This is a genomic window from Asanoa sp. NPDC049573 (genome assembly GCF_040676615.1).
Classification (GTDB): Bacteria; Actinomycetota; Actinomycetes; order Mycobacteriales; family Micromonosporaceae; genus Asanoa.
In genome coordinates this window covers 144433-164616 of the sequence record NZ_JBFAPI010000004.1, presented here as the reverse complement: position 1 = coordinate 164616, position 20184 = coordinate 144433, and the positions used below count along the sequence as shown (strand labels likewise).

Annotated in this window: 19 protein-coding genes; 6 read left to right on the top strand and 13 right to left on the bottom strand. The window is 70.6% G+C overall.

The genetic code is table 11. The features are described from left to right. Positions 1 to 2: 2 nt before the first annotated feature. The 6 genes from AB0J74_RS10850 to AB0J74_RS10825 form a co-directional block, all read right to left on the bottom strand. Positions 3 to 1277 carry a sugar ABC transporter substrate-binding protein gene (locus tag AB0J74_RS10850; protein WP_363446930.1) on the bottom strand — a complete coding sequence of 425 codons (1275 nt, stop codon included), beginning with the start codon at positions 1275 to 1277 and terminating at the stop codon, positions 3 to 5. A 26-nt stretch (positions 1278 to 1303) separates the two neighbouring features. Beyond that, on the bottom strand, positions 1304 to 2140 hold the full coding sequence (locus AB0J74_RS10845; protein ID WP_363446927.1) for a carbohydrate ABC transporter permease: 837 nt from the start codon (positions 2138 to 2140) through the stop codon (positions 1304 to 1306). Next, the gene (locus AB0J74_RS10840) at positions 2137 to 3075 is read right to left on the bottom strand and encodes a sugar ABC transporter permease (RefSeq protein ID WP_363446925.1); all 939 of its coding nucleotides are present in this window, start codon (positions 3073 to 3075) and stop codon (positions 2137 to 2139) included. The genes AB0J74_RS10845 and AB0J74_RS10840 overlap by 4 nt, the downstream gene beginning before the upstream one ends. Continuing rightward, the gene (locus AB0J74_RS10835; RefSeq protein WP_363446923.1) at positions 3072 to 4109 is read right to left on the bottom strand and encodes a LacI family DNA-binding transcriptional regulator; all 1038 of its coding nucleotides are present in this window, start codon (positions 4107 to 4109) and stop codon (positions 3072 to 3074) included. Before AB0J74_RS10835 ends, AB0J74_RS10840 begins: the two co-directional genes overlap by 4 nt. A 98-nt stretch (positions 4110 to 4207) precedes the next feature. Continuing rightward, on the bottom strand, positions 4208 to 5428 hold the full coding sequence (locus AB0J74_RS10830) for an NAD(P)-binding domain-containing protein (protein WP_363447769.1): 1221 nt from the start codon (positions 5426 to 5428) through the stop codon (positions 4208 to 4210). A gap of 31 nt (positions 5429 to 5459) precedes the next feature. Next, the gene (locus AB0J74_RS10825; protein WP_363446921.1) at positions 5460 to 6008 is read right to left on the bottom strand and encodes an OsmC family protein; all 549 of its coding nucleotides are present in this window, start codon (positions 6006 to 6008) and stop codon (positions 5460 to 5462) included. A gap of 92 nt (positions 6009 to 6100) precedes the next feature. Between AB0J74_RS10825 and AB0J74_RS10820 the strand changes: the two genes are divergently transcribed. The 3 genes from AB0J74_RS10820 to AB0J74_RS10810 are packed head-to-tail and all read left to right on the top strand — an operon-like array spanning position 6101 to position 9132. After that, entirely contained in the window at positions 6101 to 7309 is a 1209-nt protein-coding gene (locus tag AB0J74_RS10820) for a homoserine O-acetyltransferase (RefSeq protein WP_363446919.1), read from the top strand. Between the two features lie 21 nt (positions 7310 to 7330). Beyond that, a complete protein-coding gene (locus tag AB0J74_RS10815; protein WP_363446917.1) occupies positions 7331 to 8653 on the top strand; it encodes an O-acetylhomoserine aminocarboxypropyltransferase/cysteine synthase family protein in 1323 nt (440 codons plus the stop codon). Continuing rightward, the gene (locus AB0J74_RS10810; protein WP_363446914.1) at positions 8653 to 9132 is read left to right on the top strand and encodes a CoA-binding protein; all 480 of its coding nucleotides are present in this window, start codon (positions 8653 to 8655) and stop codon (positions 9130 to 9132) included. Before AB0J74_RS10815 ends, AB0J74_RS10810 begins: the two co-directional genes overlap by 1 nt. Here AB0J74_RS10810 and AB0J74_RS10805 read toward each other — a convergent pair. Beyond that, complete coding sequence (locus AB0J74_RS10805) at positions 9104 to 10030, bottom strand: SDR family NAD(P)-dependent oxidoreductase (protein ID WP_363446912.1); 927 nt, start codon at positions 10028 to 10030, stop codon at positions 9104 to 9106. The two genes, AB0J74_RS10810 and AB0J74_RS10805, sit on opposite strands and share 29 nt — an antisense overlap. A gap of 102 nt (positions 10031 to 10132) precedes the next feature. On the opposite strand from AB0J74_RS10805, the gene AB0J74_RS10800 reads away from it, so the two are divergent. Next, positions 10133 to 10978 carry a helix-turn-helix transcriptional regulator gene (locus AB0J74_RS10800; protein WP_363446910.1) on the top strand — a complete coding sequence of 282 codons (846 nt, stop codon included), beginning with the start codon at positions 10133 to 10135 and terminating at the stop codon, positions 10976 to 10978. Here the strand turns inward: AB0J74_RS10800 and AB0J74_RS10795 are convergent. The 4 genes from AB0J74_RS10795 to AB0J74_RS10780 form a co-directional block, all read right to left on the bottom strand. Then, a complete protein-coding gene (locus tag AB0J74_RS10795) occupies positions 10975 to 11832 on the bottom strand; it encodes an oxidoreductase (protein ID WP_363446908.1) in 858 nt (285 codons plus the stop codon). The genes AB0J74_RS10800 and AB0J74_RS10795 overlap by 4 nt on opposite strands. 14 nt (positions 11833 to 11846) lie before the next feature. Next, entirely contained in the window at positions 11847 to 13991 is a 2145-nt protein-coding gene (locus AB0J74_RS10790; RefSeq protein ID WP_363446906.1) for an MMPL family transporter, read from the bottom strand. A gap of 185 nt (positions 13992 to 14176) precedes the next feature. Continuing rightward, positions 14177 to 14959, bottom strand: a complete 783-nt coding sequence (locus AB0J74_RS10785) for a DUF2470 domain-containing protein (protein ID WP_363446904.1) — start codon at positions 14957 to 14959, stop codon at positions 14177 to 14179. A 77-nt stretch (positions 14960 to 15036) separates the two neighbouring features. After that, on the bottom strand, positions 15037 to 15333 hold the full coding sequence (locus AB0J74_RS10780; RefSeq protein ID WP_363446902.1) for a DUF1540 domain-containing protein: 297 nt from the start codon (positions 15331 to 15333) through the stop codon (positions 15037 to 15039). A 240-nt stretch (positions 15334 to 15573) separates the two neighbouring features. On the opposite strand from AB0J74_RS10780, the gene AB0J74_RS10775 reads away from it, so the two are divergent. Continuing rightward, on the top strand, positions 15574 to 17367 hold the full coding sequence (locus tag AB0J74_RS10775) for a CocE/NonD family hydrolase (protein ID WP_363446900.1): 1794 nt from the start codon (positions 15574 to 15576) through the stop codon (positions 17365 to 17367). Positions 17368 to 17414: 47 nt separating this feature from the next. On the opposite strand, the gene AB0J74_RS10770 is transcribed toward AB0J74_RS10775, so the two are convergent. Next, positions 17415 to 18269, bottom strand: coding sequence for a phytanoyl-CoA dioxygenase family protein (locus tag AB0J74_RS10770; protein WP_363446897.1), 855 nt, complete (start codon positions 18267 to 18269; stop codon positions 17415 to 17417). A 66-nt stretch (positions 18270 to 18335) separates the two neighbouring features. Here AB0J74_RS10770 and AB0J74_RS10765 point away from each other — a divergent pair, with 66 nt between their 5' ends. After that, positions 18336 to 19169, top strand: coding sequence for a helix-turn-helix transcriptional regulator (locus AB0J74_RS10765; RefSeq protein ID WP_363446895.1), 834 nt, complete (start codon positions 18336 to 18338; stop codon positions 19167 to 19169). Here AB0J74_RS10765 and AB0J74_RS10760 read toward each other — a convergent pair. Beyond that, positions 19166 to 20053 (bottom strand): dihydrodipicolinate synthase family protein, encoded by an 888-nt coding sequence (locus AB0J74_RS10760; protein WP_363446893.1) that lies wholly within the window; start codon positions 20051 to 20053, stop codon positions 19166 to 19168. The genes AB0J74_RS10765 and AB0J74_RS10760 overlap by 4 nt on opposite strands. Between the last annotated feature and the right edge of the window lie 131 nt (positions 20054 to 20184).

Here is a 20184-nt window from a genome sequence, read left to right as displayed (position 1 = left end):
GGTTACCTCAGCACCTGCTTGCCTCCGTCGACGAGCTGCTTGCTGAGCTCGTCGAGCGTGATCTTGTCGGCGAAATACTGCTGCAGTGCGGGCGTGGCGTACTTCGTCTTCCACTCGGGATAGCCGGACACCTGCTGGAACGGCGCCACGGTGAGGGCGTTCGCGCTCGCGGCCGCGACATCCCAGCCCTGCTTGCCGCCGGTCGCCTTGACGAGTTCCTCGTTGGCCGACTTGCCGGTCGGCACGAGCCAGTCGCCCTGCGCGAGGCGGGCCATGTTGGCCGGGTTGAGGAAGTAGTCGATGAATTGCATCGCCTGCTGCTTGGCCTTCGACGCCTCGGAGATCGACAGCGTCTGCGGGTTGGCCGCCTGGTTGGTCGACAGTCCCTTGACCGGCGGGATGGTCACCCAGTCGAAGCCGGCCGGCGCCTGCTCGACCATCTGCTGGCGCAGGTAGACGCCGCCGGGCAGCATCGCGTACTTGCCGGCGAAGAAGCCGGGTAGCGGGTCGGTGCCGCCCATGCCGACCGCGTCGGGCGCGGCGCTCTTCTGCGTGTAGATCATGTCGTGGATGCGGCGCGGCACCTCCTTCTCCGCGTCACCGACCTTGACCTCGCCGTCGTAGAAGTATTTGCCGTCGAAGTTGAGCCCCAGGTTCATCACGCGGTTGGTCGGCGACTTGAGGGCCCACGCGACGCCGTAGGTGCCGGGCTTGGTGAGCTTCTGGGCGTTGGCCTGGAACTCGTCCCACGTCCACGGCGCGTCGGGGGTGGGAACGGTCACGCCGGCCGCGTCGAGGAGCTTCTTGTTGGCCAGCACGACCTGCGACTCGAGCAGGAACGGCACGCCGGCCACCTTGCCGTCGAACGTCACGCTGTCCCAGACGCCCTGCGAGATCTCACCCTTGAGGCCGGCCGGCACCAGGTCCTTGAGGTCGGCCAGGTAGCCCTGCTTGGTGAACTCGCCGATCGAGGCGCCCTCGTACTGGAAGATGTCAGGCGCGTCGTTGCCCTCGAACGAGGTGAGCAGCAGGTCGTGCACCGAGTCCCAGTCGCCCTGCACGTACTCGATCTGGATGTCCGGGTGTTCGCTGTTCCATTTGTCGACGATCTCCTTGTTGGCCTTGACCGAGTCTTCCTGCCAGGCCAACGAGAGGAAGCGGAGCTTGACCGGGCCGGTGGCCTGGTCAGTGTCGTCGTCGCCGCCACCACCGCAGGCGGCCAGGCCCAGGACGAGGGCCGCGGCCGCCGCGACAGCGGTCATTCTCTTGAGAAACAAGGGGATTCCTCCTTGGGGGACAGGTGCTAACCCTTGACGGCGCCGGCCAGCGACCCGGAGGTCAGCCGGCGCTGCATGAAAGCGAAGAAGAGCAGGCTCGGCACGGTCGCCATCAGCGAGCCGGCGGCCAGCGGGCCGAGCCGGGCGATCCCCTCGACACCGACGAAGCGGGCCAGGGTCACCGGAAGCGTGGCGAGGTCGGGGCTCTTGAGGAGCACGAGGGCGAAGAAGAACTCGTTCCACGACGAGATGAAGGCGAACAGCGCGGTCGCGACGATGCCCGGAGCGAGCAGCGGCGCCACCACCTTGCGCAGGGTCTGCAGGCGGGTGGCGCCGTCGACGGCGGCCGCCTCCTCCAGGTCGCGCGGCACGTTGCGGACGAAGCCCTGGAGCATCCAGAGCGCGAACGGCAGGGCCCAGACGACGTACACGAGGATCAGCCCCGCGTGGGTGTCGACGAGGTCGGCCTGCCGGAGGATCAGGAACAGCGGGATGACCAGGAGTACGAACGGGAACAGCTGCGAGAGCAGCACCCAGCCGAGGGCCACGGTGCCGACGCGGGTGCGGAACCGGGCCAACGCGTACGCCGCCGGCAGTGCGACCAGCACGGTGAGCACCGCCGTGGCCAGCGAGACCTGGAGGCTGTTGAGCGCCGCCCGGCCGAGTTGCTGCTGGGTGAACGCCTGCACGTAGTTGTCGAGCGTCGGGTGGTGCGGCACCAGCGTCGGGTGGATCTCCACCATCTCCCGCGGCGGCTTGAACGACGTCGAGAGCATCCACACCAGCGGGAAGCCCAGGAAGATGACATAACCGGCCAGCGCCAGGTACTGCAGGGCCCGAACGGCCGGGCGGGTCCTGGTCACGCGTTCGCCTCCCGGAGCCGGCGGCGCAGGTAGACCGCGAGGAAGGCGACGATGATCAGCACCATCACATTGCCCAGGGCCGCGGCGTAGCCGTAGTTGCCATAGCGGAACGCCTCCTCGTACGCGAAGAGCATCGGCAGCATCGTGCGCCCGCCCGGGCCGCCCGCGGTCAGCACGTAGACCAGGCCGAACGAGTTGAAGTTCCAGATGAAGTCGAGCGTGGTGATGGCGACGATCACCGGCATCAGCGCCGGCAGCGTGACGCCGCGGAACCGTTGCCAGGCCGAGGCGCCGTCGACCGCCGCCGCCTCGTGCAACTCGCGTTGCACTCCTTGCAGGCCGGCGAGCAGCACGATGGTCGTCTGCGGCATGCCCGCCCAGATGCCCACGATGATCACCGCGGGCAGCGCCGTGCCGAAGTCGCCGAGCCAGTTGTGCCGCAGCCCGTCGGCGCCGAGCCGGTGCAGCACCTCGTTGAGCAACCCGGCGTCGGGGTGGTAGACGAGCCGCCACATGATGCCGACGATGACCGGCGGCATCGCCCACGGCACCAGTGCCATCACCCGCCCGAAGCCCCGGAACCGCAGGGGCTGGTCGAGCAGCAGCGCGAGGCCGAGCGCGAGCAGGAACTGGAGGATGGTGACGGTGAGCGCCCAGATCAGGCCGATCTGGAAGGCCCGCCAGAACAGGTCGTCGCCGACCAGCTCGCGGTAGTTGTCGATGCCGGTGAAGGACGTGTCGACGTTGCGGCCGGCGCGGGCGTCGGTGAAGCCGAGGTAGATGCCGCGCAGCAGCGGGTAGACCGACAGCACGACGACCGGCACCAGCGCGGGGAACAGCAACAGGTAGACGGTCGTGCGGTCGCTGCGGGCCTTGGCCCGGCGGCGCGCGTTGGGTGACAGCTCGGGTGGCGCGTCCTCGACCATCACGGTCATGGGTTCACCTCCGGTCGGCTGGAGGCCCGCACCACCAGGCGCGGCGCCACGGTCTCGCGGCGGGGCGGCAGGTCGGGGTCGGCGATCCGCTCCAGCAGCAGCCGGGCGGCCAGCGCGCCGCGGGTCTCGGAACCGAGCGAAACCGAGGAGATCTGGGGGTACGCCATCTGCACGGCGACCGTGTCGTCCATGCCGACCAGGGCCACGTCGTGCGGCACCTTGCGGTCGGCGACCAGCAGGGCGTGCAGCGCGCCGACCGCGATCAGGTCGTTGGCGCAGACCAGCGCGTCGGGCTCGGCCCGGGCCAGCAGGCGTTCGGCGGCGGCGCGACCGGCGCCGTACTGGAAGTCGCCGACCTCGACGAGCCGCTCGTCGTGCTCGATGCCGTGCGCGGCCAGGGCGGCCCGGAAGCCGGCGTCGCGCGCGCTGCCCGGCACGGTGTCGAGCGGGCCGTTGAGGAAGCCGATCCGCTCGCGGCCCTGCGCCACCAGGTGCTCGACCGCGAGCGCGATGCCCTGCCGGGAGTCGGTGCGCACGTTGTCGACCGGCGCGTCCGCGGGCAACTGGCCGATCACCACGACCGGTGCGGGGCTGTCGACGATCGCCTCCAGGTGCGCGTCGGTGACCCGGATCGGCGAGATGATCATGCCGTCGGCGTAGCGGTGCGCCAGGCGGCGGAGCAGCGCGGTCTCGCTCGCGACCCGGCCACCGGTGGCGTGCACGACCAGTTGCCGCCCCGAGTCGGCGACGACCGCTTCGATCGCGCGCATCATCGCCACGTACACCGGGTTGCCGATGTCTTCGACCGCGAGCGCGATCAGGTCGGTGCGGCTCGACTGGAGTGAGCGGGCGATCGCGTTGGGCACGTAGCCGACCGCGGCCGCCGCCTCGCGGACCCGGCGGATCGTCTCCGCGCTGCCGCCGATGCCGCTCAGGACGCGCGACGCCGAGGCGATCGAGACGCCGGCGCGCGCGGCTACCGTGTGCACGGTCGGCCGGCCGTCGCCGTCGGACTGTAAACGTTTACGTCCCATCCGCCGCGCCTCCGCCTCGTAGCTGTAAACGTTTACGGAAGTCTTCACGCGCCGCTCGGGCTCGTCAATCCCTCGTTACGAATTCGTTTCGTTGGGCGTCAGAGCGCGTCGGCGAGGTGCGCGATGACCGCGCGGGCGTCGTCCTCGATGCCGTGGATGAAGGTCGACCGGCGGCGGCGCAGCAGCGGCAGGCCCAGCGCGTAGAGGCCCGGGCTGTCGACGACGCCGCCCTCGTGGCGCAGATTGCCCTTCTCGTCGACCACGGGCACGTCGAGCCAGCCGTACTCGGGCCGGAAGCCGGTCGCCCACACGATCGCGCCGATCTCGCCGCCCGCCAGGTCGAGCCGCAGCCGGGGCGTCTTCGGCGCGGGGGTCGGCGCGGGCCGCTCCGGCGGCGGGACGTCGAGGCCGGCCGCGCGTGCCCACCCGTCGAACGTGTCGAGCAGCCGCGTCATCTTGAGGTCCGCGAGCGCGAACACGTTGCGCAGGCCGCCGGAGAACAGCGCCTCGGTGCCACGGACGGCCGAGAGGCGGCCGACCAGTTCGACGCCCATCGTCGCCAGAGCGCCGAGGTCGAGCGTCGCCCGCTCCGGCGTGCCGACGAGTTGGGGTGACGGCAGCCGCCTGGCCCGGGTGAGGTCGTCGACCTCGTCGTAGCGCTGGTCCCACACGCCGGAACCGTCCATCCACCACAGCACGTCGCGGCCGCGGTAGAGGCGCGGCAGCCGGACGTGTTCGCCGACCGAGAGCACCACGGTCCGGCCGGATCGGCGGATCTCCGCCGCCAGTTGGACCCCGGTCGCCGAGCCGCCCACGACGAGGACACCGCCGTCGGGGAGGTCGGCGGGGCCGCGGTAGTCGAACGGGGTGAACTGGGCGACGGAGGCCGGCACGGCGGCGGCGAGCGCGGGAACGCTGGGCCGGTTGCACGCGCCGCTGGCGATGACCACCGCACGGCACGAGATCTCGCCGTCGTCGGTCGTCACCGCGTAGCCGTCGCCGGCGCGGCGCACCGAGATGACCTCGGTGCCGGTGCGGACCGGCGCCTTCGAGGCGCGGGCGAAGCGCTCGATGAGGTCGACCACTTCGCCCATCGCCATATAGCCGTCCGGGTCAGGGCCGTCGTAGCCTTGGCCCGGCAGGCGGTTCATCCAGTTGGGGGTCAGCGTTCGCAGTGAGTCCCACCGTTCACGCCGCCACGAGTCGGCCACCTCGCCGCGCTCGAGCACGACATGGTCGATCGACCGCTCGCCGAGGAAAGCACTCGCCGTCAGCCCCGCGTGCCCCCCGCCGACGACGACCGTGGTGACGTGCTCGATGGCTCTGGTCCTTTCCCCGCGACCCGGCCTGTCAGGCGACTTCGACGGTGACGTCGGTCGGGTTGGTCAGCGCGTCGAACACGGCGGACCGCTTCTGCGACTGGGCGACCAGCGCCTCGATGTCCTGCCGCGACGCGTCCGCGTCGATCGAGAATGTGACCTTGATGTCGTTGTAGCCGTTGCGGACGTCGCTGTCGACGCCCAGGATCCCGCGGATGTCGTGGTTGCCCTCGACCACGGCTTCGACGGAGCGCAGCTGAATGCCGCGGTTCTGCGCGACCGACGCCACGCCCGCCGTCAGACAGCTGGCCAGGCCGACGAGCAGGTATTCGATCGGCGTGATGCCCTGGTCCCGGGCCGCGAACACCTCCGGGTGGTCGGCGTCGAAGACCGCCTCGGCCTTGTGCTGCTGGTCCTGCCCGAGCCCGTAGAAGTTCTGTATCTTCGTGGTGCTGTGGACGCCGTCCTCCCACTTGGAGGTGGCGCGCCAGGTGAACTGGGCGGCTTCCGGCGCGCCCTTGAGCACCTCGCGGGCGTCGAGCAGCGCCTGCACGTTGACCCCGTTGTCCACGACCGTCATGACCGTGATGCCCCCTCGATGATCGATCTACAATTCCTATCGGATTGCCAGACAACGCGACCGTACACCGCACCCACCGGCGAGGACCAGAGATGACATCGCAGCCCACCTCGATCACCGCGGGGTCGGTCGGCACCGTCGAGACGCGCTTCCTCGACCTGCCGGAGCCCGTGCGGCTCGACTGCGGGCGTGAGCTGGCCGGCGTCCGGGTGGCCTATGAGACCTACGGCACCCTCTCTGCGGCGCGCGACAACGTCATCCTGGTCTGCCACGCGCTCAGTGGTGACGCGCACGCCGCCGGGGTTTCCCAGGCACCGGGGGAGGCGAGCACCCGGGACGGGTTCGCCGCCGAGGCCCGCGACGGTGCCGCCGGCCGGGCGCTGGGCTGGTGGGACGGCATGATCGGCCCGGGCAAGGCGTTCGACACCGACGAGTTCTTCGTGGTCTCGACCAACGTGCTCGGCGGCTGCAAGGGCACCACCGGCCCGTCGTCGATCGACCCGGCGACCGGCGCGCCCTACGGCGCCGGCTTCCCGGTCGTGACCGTCGCCGACATGGTCCGCACGCAGCGCGCCTTCCTCGCCGAACTAGGCATCGAGCGGCTCGCCGCGGTCGCGGGCGGGTCGCTGGGCGGCATGCAGGCACTCGAATGGGCGGTGTTGTTCCCCGATCGGGTCGACGCCGTCGTGGCCATCGCCAGCACCCACGCATTGCATCCGCAAGGCGTGGCCTGGAACGCGATCGCCCGCGACGCGATCATGCGGGACCCGGCCTGGCAGGGCGGGAGTTACTACGGCACCGGGAGCGCGCCCGAGGCCGGCATGGGTGTGGCCCGGATGGTCGGCCACATCACCTACCTGTCCGCGGTGGCCCTGGAGGACAAGTTCGCCCGGCGGCTGCAGTTCGCCGACGACATCCGCTACACGATCACGGAACCGGAGTTTGAGATCGAGAGCTACCTGCGCCACCAGGCGGGCAGCTTCGTGCGGCGGTTCGACGCCAACACCTATCTCTACCTGTCGCGGGCGCTGACCTACTTCGACCTGGCCCGCCAGCACGGTGGCTCACTCGCGGCGGCGTTCCAGGACGTGACGGCGCGGACGCTGCTGATCGCGTTCAGTTCCGACTGGCTCTATCCGCCGGTCGCGTCGACGCAGATCGAGGACGCGCTGCGCGGCCTCGGCAAGACCGTCGAATACCACCTGATCGACGCTCCGTACGGGCATGACTGCTTCCTCCTCGAGGAGGCCCGGCAGATCCCCATCATCCGCGGCTTCCTCGCCGGCGGCGGCGCGGCGTGACGTTTCGAGGAAGAGGCATTTGTGACTGACCAGCACCCCCGCACCGAAGAGGACCGCGAGTTCGGGTTCGAGACGCGACAACTTCACGCCGGCCAGCGGCCCGACCCCAACACCGGCGCCCGAGCGGTGCCGATCTTCCAGACGACCAGTTACGTCTTCGAGGATCCGGAGTCGGCGGCCGCCTACTTCAACCTCCAGGAATACGGCAACACGTACTCCCGGATCATGAACCCGACCGTGGCGGTGTTCGAGGAGCGGGTCGCCAACCTCGAGGGCGGCAGTGGCGCGGTCGCGTTCGCCAGCGGCATCGCGGCCCAGGCCGGCGCGCTCTTCACGCTGCTCGAGCCCGGCGACCACGTGGTCTCGTCGGCGGCTCTCTACGGCGGCACGGTCAACCAGCTCAAGCACCTGCTGCGCAAGATGAACGTCGAGCTGAGTTGGGTCGACCCCGACGATCCCGAGGCGTGGCGCAAGGCGGTGCGGCCCAACACCAAGGCGTTCTTCGGCGAGACGATCGGCAACCCGGGCGGCAACGTGCTCGACATCGAGGCCGTGGCCGCGATCGCGCACGAGCACGAGCTGCCGCTCATCGTCGACAACACGTTCGCGACGCCCTATCTGTGCCGGCCGATCGAGTGGGGCGCCGACATCGTCATCCACTCGGCGACGAAGTTCATCGGCGGGCACGGCACCAGCATCGGCGGCGTCGTCGTCGAGGCCGGCACGTTCGACTGGTCCAACGGGCGCTTCCCGGTGGTCGCTGATCCGTCGCCGGCCTATCACGGGCTCAAGTTCCACGAGACGTTCGGCGAGTACGGCTATCTGATGAAGCTGCGGGCCGAGACGCTGCGCGACCTCGGTGCGGCACTCTCGCCGTTCAACGCCTTCCTTTTCCTGCAGGGGCTCGAGACGCTGTCGCTGCGGATGGAACGGCACGTCGAGAACGCGCTCGCGGTCGCCAGCTTCCTCGAGTCACACGAGTTGGCGAGCAACGTCACGTATGCGGGCCTGCCCGGGAGCGCCTACGCGCCGTTGGTCTCGAAATACCTGCCCAAGGGCGCGGGTGCGGTGTTCTCCTTCGACTGCGCCGGCGGCCGCGAAGGTGGCCAGGACCTGATCCGGGGCGTGACGCTCTGGTCACACCTGGCCAACGTGGGCGATGCCAAGAGCCTGATCATCCATCCCGGAAGCACGACGCACCGCCAGCTCAGCGACGACGAGTTGCGCGCCGCCGGCGTGTCGCCGGGCACCGTGCGACTTTCGGTCGGCACCGAGTCGGCCGACGACCTGATCTGGGACCTGGAGCAGGGCCTCGCCAACGTGTCGTCGAAGGGTGGTCTCTGATGGACCTCGCGCGCTACCAGGACACGTCGACGATCCAGCGGGTGCTGCACACCGCGAAGACCATCGCCGTCGTCGGACTGTCCACAAACGAGCTGCGGCCGAGCTACTTCGTCGGCTACTACCTCAAGCGGCACGGCTACAAGGTGATTCCGGTCAACCCGCGCGAGACAGAGATCCTCGGCGAGACCTGCTACCCGAGCCTGCTCGACGTGCCGGTCCCGATCGACATCGTCGACGTCTTCCGCGCACCCGACGCGCTGCCGGCCATCGCGCGGGAAGCCGTGCAGATCAAGGCCGGTCTGCTCTGGTGCCAGTTCGGCGTCGTCAACGAGGAGGGCGCCCGGATCGCCGAGGACGGCGGCGTCGAGGTCGTGATGGACCGCTGCATCAAGGTCGAACACGCCCGCTACCTCGGCCGGATGAACTGGCTGGGCTTCAACACCCGGCGCGTCACCTCGGTCCGCACCGGCCTTCAGTAAGAAGCTCGGCCGTCGCCGCCCACAGGCGCTGTTCCCGCTCCCGGTCGTGGGCGATCGGGCGCACCTCCGTCACCTTGTCGCGCACGACGAACGCGCCGTCGCGCAGGTGCGCCCACCGGTCGTCGAGCGCGATCGACGCCAGCATCGGCCCGGACCGCTCGGGAGTGGCGATGCCGGGCAGCCGCGCGATCGCCCGCCCGATCGCCTGGACCGCCGGGGGCGCACCGCGGCCCAGGGCGGTGCCCGGCATCCAGCCGGGCTCGAACACCACGACGTTGACCCCGGCGCCGACGCGTCGTTGCAACTCGTGGGCGTAGTAGAGGTTGGCCAGCTTGGCGTTGGAATAGGCCACCCCGGCGGCCTTCATCCCCGGACGCGATTCACCGGTGGCCGGCCGGGCGATCTCGACCGGATCCCGCCAGTGGGCCGGCGGCACACCGAGCAGCCGCCGCCAGAGGTTGGCGTGGTAGGTGTTGGAGCCGAGGAGCACGATGCGGGCGGGTGCGGTCAACACCTCCAGCAGGTCGCCGACGAGTTGGGCGTGGGCGAGATAGTTTACGGCGAACGTCATCTCGATCCCGTCGGCGGACGCCCGCCGGGTGTCCGCCGACATCGTCCCGGCGTTGGCCACCAGCGCCCGCACCGGGCCGACCGCATCGGTCCCGACCAGGTCGCGGACGGTCGCGGCGGCCGCGCGGACGTCGGCGAGCCGGGACAGGTCGCAGCCGATCTCGTGTACGACCGCGCCCCGGGCCCGGGCCTCGTCGGCGACCGCGGTCAACGCCGGACCGTCGCGGCCAACCAGCAACAGCGCGGGGCGGGCCGGATGGGCCGCCATCGCCAGGACCGCTGCCCGGCCCAGGCCCCGGGTGGGTCCGGTGATCACTACAGAAGTCATGGACGCAGCCAACATCGGATCCGCGCCGGCAGGCAGGCGTCCGGTTTTCGTAGGACTGGCAGGGCCAGGACACCCGGCGCCGACCTGGCAATACTGGGGGACGTGGAGGCGTGGGAGTTCGGCCGGACGGTCCGCCGCTGGCGCGACCGGGCGGCGCCTGAGACGGTGGGCCTGCCCGTGGGGCGGCGGCGCCGGGCCGCGGGCCTGCGCCGCGAGGAGTTGGCCGCGATCGCCGGGATCTCCGCCGAATATGTGACCCGCCTCGAACAGGGCCGGGCGACGGCGCCCTCGGCCCAGGTCGTGGAGGCCCTCGCCCGGGCGCTACGACTCTCCCACGCCGAACGCGACCTGCTCTACCAGTTGGCCGGGCACGCGGCGCCCGGGCCGGGGATCGTCCCGTCCCGCCTGACCCCGAGCGTGCAGCGCCTGCTCGATCGCCTGGCGCACACTCCGGTGGTCGTCTACGACGCGACCTGGACGCTGGTGCTGGCCAACGCGCCGTACGACGCCCTGATGGGTGCGACCTCGGCCTGGCGCGGCATCGAGCGCAACGCCATCTGGCGCAACCTGCTCGGGCCGGCCAGCAGGGTCGTGCACACCGCGCGGGAACAGGCCGACCACGAGGCGCGGCTGGTCGCCGACCTGCGCCTGACCGCCTCCCGGTATCCGGCCGACCGGTCGCTGCGGCGCCTCGTCAGCGACCTCGCGGCACAGAGCACCCGCTTCGCCGAGCTCTGGGACTCCGACATCCCGCCGCCACCGCCGGACCCGTCCAAGCGCAAGACCATCGAACATCCGGCGGTCGGCCGGATCACCCTCGACTGCGACACCCTGGTCGTCGCCCTCGACGACCTGCGGATCACGGTCTACACGGCCGAACCCGGCACCGACGACGCCGACCGGCTCGCGCTCGCTCTGGTGCTCGGCACGCAGACCCTGGTCGACTAGCCCAGCTGTTTGAGATCGTCGTCGGTCAATCGCAGCTCGCCGGCGGCGATGTTCTCCTCCAGGTGGGCCAGGGAGCTGGTGCCGGGGATGAGCGCGACGTTGGGTGAGCGGGCCAGCAGCCAGGCCAGCGCGACCTGGGGCACGGTGGCGCCGACCCGGTCGGCCACCGCGGTCAGGCGTTCGGCGGCGAGCGGCTGGTAGCCGCCGACCGGGAAGAACGGCACGTAGGCGATGCCGGCCGTGGCGCAGGCGTCGAGCAGCGGGTCGTCGTCGCGGGCCGTGATGTTGTAGAGGTTCTGCACACAGACGATGTCGGCGATGGTGCGCGCCCGGTCGAACTGGTCCTTGGTGACGTTGGAGATGCCCAGGTGCCGGACGAGGCCCTCCGCGCGCAGGGCCATCAGGGTCTCCAGCGCGGCCTCCAGCGGGCCGTCACCGTGGCCCCGGTCGCCCATCCGGAGGTTGACCACGTCGAGCCGGTCGACGCCCAGCGAGAGCAGGTTGGCCTCGACGCCGCGGCGCAGGCCCTCGGGGGAGAGGCCGCGTTGCTCGGTGTGCGGCAGCGCGATGTCGTCGCCCTCGACCAGCGCGCCGACCTTGGTCACGATCACCAGATCGGCCGGGTACGGGTGCAGCGCCGCGCGGATCAGCTCGTTCGCGGCCACGCCGCCCCGGGCGTAGTAGTGCGACGTGTCGAGGTGGTTGACGCCCAACTCCACGGCCCGGCGCAGGATGGCCAGCGCGGTGTCGCGGTCGGGCCCCTCGCCCCGCGGCCAGCCGGTGAGCTTCATCGTGCCGTAGCCGACCCGGTTGACGCTCAGGTCGCCGCCCAGCACCAACTGATTGTTCGCCATGATCGACGACCGTATCAGCCGACCCTGGTCGCCTCCTGTGGCACGGCTTCCCGCGCGTGCCGGCCGGTGCGGTCCTGGTGGCCCGGCCACCAGGCGGCGTGGCCCATCAGGGCCGTGAGGGCCGGGGTCAGGAACAGCGCCATCACGAAGGCGACGATCGCGATCCCGCCGGAGATGGCGAAGCCCATCTGGGTCAACAGGCTGTTGCCGGCGAGCATCAGCGACGCGAACGTGCCGGCCAGGATCAGGCCCGCGGCCGCGACGGTGGGGCCGGCGTGGCGCACGGACATCGACGCCGCCTCGCGCGGACTTCGGCCCTCGCGCGCCTCCTCGCGCAATCGGGCGATCATCAGGATGTTGTAGTCGGTGCCCAGGGCGACCACGAACAGATACATGATCACCGGCAGGATGAAGATCAGGCCGGGCTCGCCCTGGATCTTCTGGAAGACCAGCACGGTCGCGCCGAGCGTCGCGGCGAAGCCGAGGCCGACCGACAGCATCAGATACCAGGGTGCTACCAGGCTGCGCAGCAGCAGACCGAGAATGATCATGATGAGGATCGCCGCGACGGGGAAGACCACGAGATAGTCGTGGTTGACCGCGGCCTGGATGTCGACGAAGACCGCGGTGATGCCACCGACGTACGCCGTCATGCCCGGTGGCGCCGCCGCGTGTGCCGCGTCGCGCAGCGGACCCTTGACGGTCTCCAGCGCCGCGTGTGACTGCGGGTTGGACGCGAGGGTCACCTGGAAGTCGGCGACGGTCTTGTCGGCCGACAGCGTCGCCGGCAGCACCTGGCCGACGCCCGGCACCGCGCTCAGCTTGGCCTGGTAGGCGGTCAACTGGTCGGCGGCCAGCGGCGTGCCGCCGTCCGACCGGAGGAAGACCTGCGACGGCTCGGTCGCGCCGGCAGGCAGGCCCTTGAGCAGTTCGGCCTGCCAGACCGTCGACTCCGACGCCTTCGAGGTCGATCCACCGCCGAGGTCGAAGTTGGGCGAGAAGCCGAGCGCGAAGATCGCCAGCACCACGAGGGCAAGACCGGAGGCTCCGGCGTACGCGACGGGGCGGCGCCCCACCGAACGGCCGAGCGCGGCGAACCGGGCGCCGGTCGGCTCCCTCTTCCATGCCTTCGACGGCCAGAACACCTTGGTGCCGAGCAGCGACACGATCGCCGGGATCAGCGTCAGGCCGGCCAGCAGAGTGGTGGCGACCGCGATCGCCAGGGCCGGGCCGAGGGACTTGAACAGGCCGAGCGTCGACAACGTGAGCGCGAGGAACGCGATGATGACCGCGCCGGCGGCCGAGGCGATCGCCTCGCCGACCCGGGCCACCGAACTGACCATCGCGGTCTTCGGATCCTCGCCCAGGCGCAACCGTTCCCGATAACGGAACATCAGGAACAGGATGTAGTCGGTGCCGACACCGAACAGCACGACGATCAGGAACGCGCTGATCGAACTGTCGGTCTTGAGGCCGAACGCGCTGTTGGCCCAGCCGATCAGGCCGGTCGCCACCTGTGACACCACGCCGATCGTGATGATCGGCAACAGCGCGATGATCGGGCTGCGGAAGATGAGCAGCAGCAGCACCAGGATCAGGCCGACCGTGGCCACGCCGATGATGAGGTTGGCCCGGTTGCCCGAGTCCTGTTGGTCGAGCGCCTGTGCCGCGCCGCCGGTGATGCCGCCCTTGAGGTCTGTGCCGTGCAGTTGCTGTTGCAGGTCGTCGCGCAGGGTCTGCACCGCAACACCGGGCGCCTTGTCGCTGGGGTCGGTCTGTTGCGGCATCTGCACCGCGATGATCTGGATCAGCTTGTTGGCCGAGGCCGGTCCCGCCGCGATGCTGGTGACGTTCGGGATGTGCTGGTCGGTCAGCGTCCGTGCGATCGTCGCGACCTTCGCCGAGTCGGCGTCGGTGAGCGGCCCACCGTCGCCGCGTTCCAGCACCACGATCGCCGACGGCGTCGCCGCGTGCGGGAACGCCGCCTGCTGGATGTCCTGTGCCTGGATCGACTCGTAGTGCGTGGGCAGGAACGAGGCCTCGTCGGTGGTGGTGGTCAGCTTCGGCGCGAACCCGATGACCGCGACCGCGGCGATCAGCCACGCGACGATCACCCAGACCGGATGCCGCACCACGACCCGTCCCAGCGCACCGAACACGAGTGGTACCTCCCAGTGACGACGAGCGGGTAGGCCACTCGAGCAGGTGCACGTTGCGCACAGCGCAACGGGGCAGGACACCGCCAAACTAGACGGCCGTCGGGGGCGCTACGCCATGATTCGGATCACGTGACCTGCGGAATCGTGCGCCGGCATCGGCGCCGATCGACCTGCGGCCGCTGTGGTCAGATCGCGTCGGGTCGATAACGGTCAGTGGTCGTCGTCGCTGGGGTCGACGACGTGAGCAGGGCGAGCTCGCGGGACAACTCGGCTTCGGCGGTCACCCGGGACGCGAACGGCAGGCGTACGTCGTGATGCTCCTGCCGGTTCTCGGCGCGGACGGTCAGGCCGTCCGCGTCGATCGCGACCGGGATGAGCCGGCCGGTTCGGTGCCGCAGCCAGCCGGCCGGCAGGGTCAGGTGGTCGACGCCCGGGCCGTCGGCGCCGACCAGGTGGTGCAGGTAGCCGGCCTCGAGGGCGGCTAGCGGGTCGGGGGAGGCGGCGCGGTAGGCGGCGATGGCCACATCCGCGGCCGTTTCGTGCCTGGCGAGGTGCACGGTCGCCGGCTCGACGGCCCAGAGCGCGACCGGGGGGAGGTCGAGGAGGGATGCGATGGTGCCGGCGTCGCAGCCGTCGAGAGTCGCGGGGTCGAGCGCGCGCACGGTGCCCGTGATGGTCAGCCGGGCGCGGACCCGGCAGCGCACCGGCACCGGAACCACCGAGGTCACCTCGAGCGTGACGGCGCCGGCGCGGCCGCGGGCCGCGACGAGCAGGCCGCCGACCGGCGACATGGCGTCGACCGCGATGGCGAGGGTGCCGTCGGGGAGCACGGTGTGTGCGGCCAGCAGCTCGGAGGCCGTGTCTCCGGTGCGGATCAGCAGTGAGTCGGAGACCGCGAGGACCGATCGCGTCGCGACGTCGTCACCGACGGGCAGCCCGTCTGACGTCCGGCTGGCGTCCGACGCCATGCGGCCTCCTTGGTCGGGAATGAGGAGGCGTCAAGGATAGCCTTACCTAACTCCCGACCGAAAGAGGCCGGCCCTGGTCAGGCGGGTTGGTAGGTCAGGCAGTCGCTGACCGTGGCGCCGGGACCGATCGTCACGGACTCGGCCGTGCACGCCAGGTTGGTGTTGTGCACACACTGTGTGCGCGCGCAGGCCCCGACCGTGCCGGTCACGTCGGCGATGCCGCCGCGGACCGATGACTCGACGAAGGTCGCGCACGAGGCGGCGTCACCGGCGGACGCGACGGTCACGGCCGGTGCGTGGCAGCCCTTGTCGTTGAAGCTGCACGCGGTGGCGGCGCATTCACGGACGGCCGGCATCTGAAGGAGAGTTCTCATGGCGTCCTCCGCTTATTCGTCATTGTTCGCGCCAAATAAATGCGGGCGCGATTAAGCCTAGCAACACATGAGTGAAAGCGGCCCGGAAAGGATGGCGAGTCAATTCCCGAGGTAAGCCTAGGCTAATTCGGGAAACGCTTACGTCCATCAAAAAAACAACCTCCCACGGGCGCCCAAACCGGACGGCGGCGCGATAACGTCACGGTGCAGAGACACTGCTCTATGGCTTGGGGAGGCCAGATGAACGTACGCAGGCGGACAACAGCCCTCGCCGCCGGCGCCCTGATCACCCTCGCGGCTCTCGCCGTCAGCAACATGGCGACCGCGGCCCCTCCGTCTTCCGCCCCGCCGGGCGTCACCCACGAGGAGAACCCCCGTGTGCCGGCCGGCGCGGTGTGGACCGAGGCCTACTTCCGGTCCGCCGACCACAGCGGCGTCGAACTACACGCCGACGTCCTCCGGCCGGCCGACCTGTCGCCGCGCGCCAAGACGCCGGTGATCCTGGCCATCGGCCCCTACTTCGGCCACGCGGGCCAGACCGGCCCTGAGGGGTGGACCCGGACCGGCCCGTCCAGTCGGTTCGAAGACTTCACCACCGGCACCAACCTCTTCGCCCGTGGCTACACCTACGTGATGGTCGACCTGCGCGGCTTCGGTGGCAGCACCGGTTGCCTCGACTGGGTCGGGCCCGGCGAGCAGGCCGACGTGAAGGCCGCCATCCAGTGGTCGGCGAGCCAGCCGTGGTCGACCGGCAAGGTGGGGATGTACGGCAAGTCCTACGACGCGGTGACCGGCCTGGTCGGCAACAACCTGCGCCTCGGTGCGTTGAAGGCCGTCGTGGCGCAGGAACCGGTGTGGAACATGTACAACTACCTGTTCAGCAACGGGGTGCCGCGGCCCAACGTGACCGGCACACCCAATGCCTACAACAGCATCGCCACGATCCCGCCGCTCGCCGACGACAGTGACCGCTACAAGGCCAACGCGGCCTACGAACAGAGCCACCCCGAGTGCCTGGCCGACAACCTGACGAACAACAACAACCCGGACCTCGACTCGCGCTACTGGCGTGACCGCAACCTGGCGGCGGACGCCAAGGGCACCAACACGCCGCTGTTCATCACGCAGGGCTTCATCGAGAACAACACGAAGCCGGAAGACACCGAGGAGTACCTCGACAACCACCACGGCGTCGAGCGTGGCTGGATGGGGCAGTGGGAGCACGTACGCGGCAACGAGACCAACGGCGCCGGCCAGTTGCTGCAGGGCCGGGCGGGCTTCTTCGACGAGGTCATGCGCTTCTACGACCGTTACCTGAAGGGCCAGCGGCCGCAGGTGCAGGACCCCGACTTCGCCATCGAGGACAGCACCGGCGCGTGGCGCGCCCAGCCGACCTGGCCGACGCCGTCGTCGTTCAGTGTCGCCGCTCTCCACGATGGACAATACGTCGACGATGGCATCGCGTCGCCGCTGGCCGCCCAGTCCGAGCAGCGGTTCGACATGGAGCACTACACGGATCCCGCTCCGCTGGCGGCGCGCGGCCCGGCGCCGTCGCTGGCCGCCGACTCGCACAGCTACTTCACCTGGTCGACGCCGACCACCGACCGGCTCCGGATCACCGCCACGCCGCGGGTGAACCTGGAGGCCAGCGCCGCCGGCAACGTCATGGTGCGGCTGTGGGACGTCGCTCCGGACGGCACCGCGGTGATGTTCGACGAGAACGTGGCCCTGATCGAGCGTGCCGGCCGGGTGGGCTTCGACCTGAAGTCGACCGACTGGACCATCGAGGCCGGCCACCAGTTGGGCGTGCAGCTAGGCACGATCGTGAGCAACGGCTGGCGCGACACCCCGAGCGGCAACACGATCGACGTCACCCGCGCGCGCCTGACCCTGGAACTCCAGAACCCCCGCTTCGACCACCCCACCCAGGGCGACCGTTCCCCGTTCCTGGACACCTACCTACGCCAGTTCACCCGGACCCTGACCGACGTCGGCCCGGGCAGCTTCCCGCTGGCCCTGCGCGGCCAGCTCTGACAACCCGTTGAGCGGTGGACTGCGCCGGCCGGCCAGTCCACCGCTCGTCAGCGGTCGCAGCCGCCGTCCTTGTCCGGGCGGACGTAGGCCCGGGTGACGTCGGTCGTGCCCTTGTAGGCGTACGGGTCATCGCCGGCCACCAGGACCACGTCGCGGAAGTCCCAGCGGGCCGCGGTCTCGTCGGGCGGGATGCGCCATGGCAGCGGGGATTCCGCGCTCATGTAGTGGTTGGCCAGTGCGCGGCGGTAGCCGTGGCGGCCCGTGTTGGGTAGCGAGCGGTGCAGCAGATAGCCGTTGAAGATGACCGCCGATCCCGCCGGGATCTCGACCGGCACCGCATCCTCGTCGCGGTAGGGGAAGTCGTAGGCCTCGATCGAGCAGTCGAAGCGGGGGTCGTCCTGGTCGCGGTCCGGGTAGAGGACGCCGCGGCGATGTGAACCCGGCAGCACCCACAGGCAGCCGTTCTCGACCGTCGCGTCGTCCAGGGCGATCCAGACCGCGGTCAGCGAGCGGTCGCGGGTGGGTATGAAGTATTCGTCCTGGTGCCACGGCTGGCCGGGCTTGCCCTCGGACTTGACGAACAGCATCGACTGCATCGCCTTGACGTTGGGGCCGATCACCCGGGTCAGCGCGCCGACCACCCGCGGGTGGGCCAGCGCGCCGGCGATCAGCGGCGACAGCTTGTGCGGGTGGTGGATGCACAGATAGCGGCGCAGCACGTCGGCGTCGGACTCGCCGGGGGCCGCCGCGCCGCCGCGGGCGATCTCGCCCAACTCGCCGCGGCAGAGGCGGACCGCCTCGGCGTTGATCTCGGCCACCTCGGCGGGCGTCAGCGCGTCGCCCAGCACCGCGTAGCCGTCGACGCGGACCTGCTCGATCAGTGCATCGGAATCGGTAGGCATGCGATGAGTATCAGGCGGTCGGGCGGGCGGTCCCATGCCCAGAGCGCGCGACTAACCTATCTGTTCGTGATATCGGTACGCGTCCGCAACGGCCCGGCCGTGGCCCATTACCCGCCCGGCGCGACGCTTGGCCCGCGGGTGCTGCCCTGCTTCGAGTTCGTCTGGATGCTCACCGGCCGCGCCTCCTGGCAGCGCACCGACGGCGACCGACAAAGACTGGAGCTGCGCCCCGGCCAACTGCTGCTCACCCGGCCCGGCTTCGCCGAGCACTTCACCTGGGACCCGGATCGGCCCTGCACCCACGCCTACGTGACGTTCTACGTCGACGAACACGGTCCGCTCGGCGACCCCGAGACCTGGCCGTTGCACCGGACCCTCGCCGCCGACCCGTTGCCCGCGCTCTGCGGCTACCTGCTGCGGGTCGGCGAGCCGCGCACCACCCAGGTGCTGGCCTGGTTGCTCGACCTCTTCGTCGCCGGCCCGCTGCCCGACGAGGCCGACGACGAACTGCCCGAGCACGTCACCCGCCTGGTCGACCACCTGCGCGCGGCCTGGCACGACGGCCCGTTCCGCCCGCTCGACCTGGCCGAACTCGCCGCCGCCGCGCACGTCTCGCCGGGCCACCTGGCGCGCCTGTTCCGGGAGCGCTACGGGCGCGGCCCGGTCGGTGCGGTGGAACTCGTCCGGCTGGCCCGCGCCGCGGTCCTCCTGGAACGCAGCAACCTGAGCGTCGCCGCGATATCCGACGCCTGCGGCTTCGTCAACCCGTTCCACTTCTCGCGCCGCTTCCGCACCGCGTACGGCGTCGCACCGCGCGACTACCGCACCGGGCACCCGATCGAGCCGCTCGAACCCGTGCGCCAAGCGGGCCTGCTCCCAATCGCGCGACGTGTGCTCTAGGGCAACAGCGCGCGCAGCGCCGCGAACTCGTCGGCCGTCAACGGCGCGAACGGAGCCGCGGCGTGCGGCGGGCAGAGCCCGAGCAGGTGCAGCGCGCTCTTCATGACCACGATCCCGCTCGCGCCGGGCCGCACCGAGAAGATCCGGGTCAGCTCGTCGACCTGTTCCTGCGAAGAATCGGCGCCGGCGTCGTCGCCCCGCGCCACCTGGGCGACCAGGTCGACGCAAAGCCGGGGCGCGATCATCCCGACCCCGGGAACGGTGCCCACCGCACCCGCCCGCAGACCGCGGGTGAGCTGTCGCTCCGCCCCCTGCGCCACCCCGAACTCCGGCCCACCGAGCGCACAGAACGACTCGAACAGCGCCGCGTCGCCGGAGCTGTCCTTGAGCCCGACGATGCCCGGGATCTCCCGCAACCGCGAGACGAGCGGCAGGGTCAGCGGATTCCCGGTGTAGCCCGGGCTGTTGTAGACGACGACTGGCCGGCCACGCCCGGCGGCGGCCCGGAAATGGGCCTGCAGCTCGTGCTCGGTGTGCCGGAAGTAGAACGGCGCCAGCACGACGATGGCGTCCAACCCGACGTCGGCGAGCAGGTCGATCCGCTCCAGCGTGTCGCGGGTGCCGGCGCCGGCCGCCGTCACCAGCACGGTTGCCCCCGGGCCCACGAGCTCCCGCCACATCGCCCCGATCTCGGCCGCGTACGACCGGACCGCCACACCCGACAGCACCGGCCCCTCGCCGTTGGTGCCGGCGAGCATCAGCGCCGTGACACCACCGGAAGCCAGGTGCGCGAGTAGCGGCCGCGCCGCCTCGGCATCGGGTCGACCGTGTGCGTCGAGCACGGTGACGAGCGGGATGGTGACGTCGGCGATCGGCTGCCGCACGGGCGTCGCACCTCCTCCGGAGGGGATCGGGAACCGGGACGCTACCCGGCACGGGGCCGGCGCGCTAGTTGCTAATGGCCATTAGCTGATCTCACCGCCCTGCGGCAGCAAGCCACAAAATTCGCCCTTGA